This is a genomic window from Arthrobacter sp. FW306-1B-G06A (assembly GCF_058781765.1).
Window position 1 is genome coordinate 1 of the sequence record NZ_JBYSXB010000080.1, and the last position, 3,743, is coordinate 3,743.

A 3,743-nucleotide genomic window follows, 5' to 3' on the forward strand; every position below is an offset into this window, starting at 1 on the left:
ATTGAGTTCTCAAACAACAGACACACCCGGCACCACCCACACCCACCAAAGGGCCCAGACTCGCTCCGGAGCAACTTCCCAAACTTACCCGAACCACCATCGCTTTGCAAATCAGTATCTCAACCAATTTCACGATTACAATTCGAAATTCCCTCAAATTGCGGCGCACGAAGCACCAGCCGTTTTAGGCTCAATTCGAAGGGGTTGGCCACCCGTGGTTCCCAGCTCTAGGCTGTCTCCCTCGCGGCGACTTAGAAGACATTACACGGCTTCTGTGCCGCGCGCAAATCCAGCACTGACGCCCCGCCGTACCCCGCACCTCAGAGGGATCCACAGCGCCCGATCGGACCACCGCGGCGACGTCGACGGCGGAACGCGGGTTCCGGCGTCGGGCCCCTAACGGAACGCGGCGATACCAGTGAGCTTGCTACCCAAGATCAGGGTATGGACTTCGTCGGTGCCTTCATACGTGCGAACGGATTCCAGGTTGTTGGCATGCCGCAAGGGTGAGTGGTCCAGCGTTATTCCGTTGCCGCCAAGGATTGTGCGGGCTTCGCGGGCAATCTTGATGGCCTCGCGGCAGTTGTTCAATTTGCCCACCGAAATCTGGTCCGGCTGCAAGGTGCCGGCGTCCTTCTTGCGCCCAAGGTGCAAGGCCAGGAGGAATCCCTTATTGATCTCCAGGGCCATATCAACCAACTTCTGCTGGGTCAGCTGGTAGCCGGCCAGCGGCCTGCCGAACTGCAGGCGGCCCTTGGAGTAATCGAGGGCTACCTCGAACGCATCGCGAGCAGCGCCCATGGCGCCCCAGATGATCCCGTAGCGGGCTTCGTTCAGGCATGAGAAGGGCCCTTTGAGCCCGACGACGTTTGGCAGCATTGCGCTTTCGGGTAGTCGCACGTTGGACAATTCGATGTCGCATTGGATGGAGGCCCGCATGGAGAGCTTAGGCTCGATCGGCGTCGCCGTGAATCCAGGTGTCTCGGTTGGGACTACAAAGCCGCGGACGCCGCCGTCGGTCTGGGCCCAGATGATGGCGACTTTGGCGACCGACGCTAGGCCGATCCAGCGTTTTGATCCGTTGAGGATCCAGTCGCCTCCGTCGCGGTGCGCAAAGGTAGTCATGCCACCCGGATCCGACCCCGCCGTCGGTTCCGTCAGCCCGAAGCAGCCGATCGCTTCCCCCGCGGCCATAGCAGGCAGCCATTCGGCTTTCTGTTCATCCGAACCGTGCTTGTAGATGGCGCTCATCGCCAGTGAGCCCTGCACCGAGACGAAGGTCCGCAGCCCGGAATCGCCAGCCTCAAGTTCCGCTCCGGCCAGGCCGTATTCGACGGCGGATCGGCCGGCGCAGCCGTAACCCTTCAGGTGCATGCCGAGCAGGCCCATCTTGGCCAGTTCAGGGACAAGTTCCAGCGGGAAAACGGCCCTTTCATACCAAGTTGCGACGTGTGGCCTGACTTCGCTATCCACGAAGGCCCGCACCGAATCGCGCAGTGCACGCTCATCCGCGCTGAGGAGGGAATCAAAGTCAATCAGATCGCTGATATCGGACATCTATGTGCCTTTCGCGGATGTGTTTGGAGGTCGGACTGCGAAGGTAGACCCTTGGTGCTCGCCAATGTCCGGGGGAATTTGCCTGTAGCTCGGCGCCGACGCGGACAGCCGGATCGGGTTGGTCAACTGCCGGGAGCTGCGACCTGTGGCGGGGTCAGTGACAATGATCGACGGTTCCAGCCCCAGGCGCTCTGCCAGTTCGAAAGCCTCGCCGACGCTGTTGACCCTCCCCGCAGGAACACCGGCGGCGAGCAATTTCCGTTGCCAATTCGCAGCAGTGTCAGCATCGAGCGCAGTCTCGATCACAATCCGCAGCTCCTCTCGGGACGCTACACGGCATTCGTTAGTGAAGAACCTCGCTTGCTCGGGCAATCCCTTGAGTCCCAGAACTGACGCAAGGGCCGCAAATTGCCGGTCGTTACCGACCGCGATGGCGAGCGTGCCGCCGCCAGTGCGGAATGTCTCATAAGGGGCAATGCTGGGGTGTGCATTACCTAGCCGGGCAGGCGAACAGCCCGTGGCCAAAGTGGCCGTGGCTTGGTTGACCAGGGCTGCCAGGAGCGAGGAAAAGAGGTTGATCTGCACCTGCTGGCCGGTCCCTGAGGCATCGCGCACCCGCAAGGCCATCAGGATCCCTGCCAGGGCATTCTGTCCCGTGAGGACATCAACCAGGGCAACCCCCACCTTGCTGGGTTCTCCGTCCGCTTGGCCGGTAATACTCATCAGACCGCCAAGTGCCTGCACGAGCAGGTCATAGCCAGGCAGATCCGCGCCGGCGCCAGCCCCGAAGCCAGAGATCGAACAGTAGACAATATCCGGCCGGCTCTCGGAGACGGTCTGATAATCCAGCCCGAATTTCGCCATGACTCCCGGGCGGAAGTTTTCGATAACGACGTCGCAGCCGGCCACGAGCGCTCGGGCATAGCTCAATCCCTCATCGGACTTGAGATCGGCGACCACTGATCTCTTGTTCCGGTTGACGCTTGCAAAATAGGTGCCGGTGCCGTCGATGTCCATAGGTGGGACCCAGGCCCGGGTATCGTCGCCGGCAGGACTCTCTATCTTGATAACGTCCGCACCGTAATCGGCCAGCATCATGGAGCACAGCGGTCCGGCTAGAACCCGCGAAAAGTCCGCGATCCGTATTCCAGCCAAGGGCTGAGGCAGACCGCGTCGGCTGTCCGCTGTGGATTCCACGACCATCTCCCTCGATAGTTGTATGTTGCATGCAACTGTAGGGGATTGTCTTCAGCTTGTAAACAATTCCTCGCCGTATTGGAGTCAGCCGCGGAGTTTCGTCAGCTGATCCAGTTTCGCCAGATAGGCATCAGAGGACAGCCCCGGCGTCTTCGCGCAAACGCCCGTAATGAGAAGCCGGGCGGTACGGGTGACATGTTCTCGAACCGCGGCCGATGCAGCCTGCGGGTCCTTTCGCTCCAATGCCTCGAGAATGCCTCGACGATCGTCCGCCAAGTCCTGGCTGCTTCGGATTGAAGGAATGGTCACCAACCCTTGCGCGAGAACGAGATTACGGAGCTCGCCGTCCAGGGTCGTTAGGCGGGGATTACCCGCCAAACCCATGAGGAACAGGTGAAATTCCTTGTCCGCCTGCAGGGTGCCGGGACCGTCCTCGCCGGCCGCAGCGTCCAGGATCCGCCCGTGCAACAGCCGGAAATGCTCCAAGTCGTCCTTGGTGATGACCTCGGCGGCCCTAGCCGCTGCCGGGGGCTCAAGAAGAATTCGGATCTGGAAGATCTGCACAATCTCATCAAGTGAAATCTGGAGCACGCGGACGCCGCGGTTCTTCTCGATCCGGACAATGCCCTCCTTTTCGAGCAGCTGCAGGGCCTCACGTACCGGCGTTCTGGACACGCCGAGTCTTTCGGCTAGTCCGATGGCGGAATAGTGCTCCCCGGGCGTCATCTCACCGGACGTGATTGCCGCCCGCAGCATCTCTGTGGCCTGTGCTGTCAGCGACACTCCGGGAGTAACCTGTTGCATGCTACTCATCCTGACATTGTAAGGGTCGACTCCGACCTGCTCTCGGAGGGTGCGTATGTGAGCCGGGGTTTGGGATTTCCCTGCCATATCTGAGCGGGGGTTCGCGGAAACCGGGTGATAGGTGGGCCGGGGTTGGATGCCCCGGACGCCCGCTCAGTAATAAAGGGTTTTCGTGGGACGCCCGC

At 61.1% G+C, this 3,743-nt stretch carries 3 protein-coding genes; all 3 read right to left on the bottom strand.

The genetic code is table 11. The features are described from left to right. Positions 1 to 396 precede the first annotated feature (396 nt). A complete protein-coding gene (locus AC3WJM_RS22890; protein WP_307055885.1) occupies positions 397 to 1,557 on the bottom strand; it encodes an acyl-CoA dehydrogenase family protein in 1,161 nt (386 codons plus the stop codon). Continuing rightward, a complete protein-coding gene (locus AC3WJM_RS22895; protein WP_492273039.1) occupies positions 1,558 to 2,760 on the bottom strand; it encodes a CaiB/BaiF CoA transferase family protein in 1,203 nt (400 codons plus the stop codon). Positions 2,761 to 2,838: 78 nt separating this feature from the next. Beyond that, positions 2,839 to 3,558, bottom strand: a complete 720-nt coding sequence (locus AC3WJM_RS22900) for a GntR family transcriptional regulator (protein ID WP_492273040.1) — start codon at positions 3,556 to 3,558, stop codon at positions 2,839 to 2,841. Between the last annotated feature and the right edge of the window lie 185 nt (positions 3,559 to 3,743).

Coding starts and splice junctions, on each gene's coding strand:
- AC3WJM_RS22895 (WP_492273039.1), bottom strand. CDS start 2,760: ATGGTCGTGGAATCCACAGCGGACAGCCGACGCGGTCTGCCTCAGCCC.
- AC3WJM_RS22900 (WP_492273040.1), bottom strand. CDS start 3,558: ATGCAACAGGTTACTCCCGGAGTGTCGCTGACAGCACAGGCCACAGAG.
- AC3WJM_RS22890 (WP_307055885.1), bottom strand. CDS start 1,557: ATGTCCGATATCAGCGATCTGATTGACTTTGATTCCCTCCTCAGCGCG.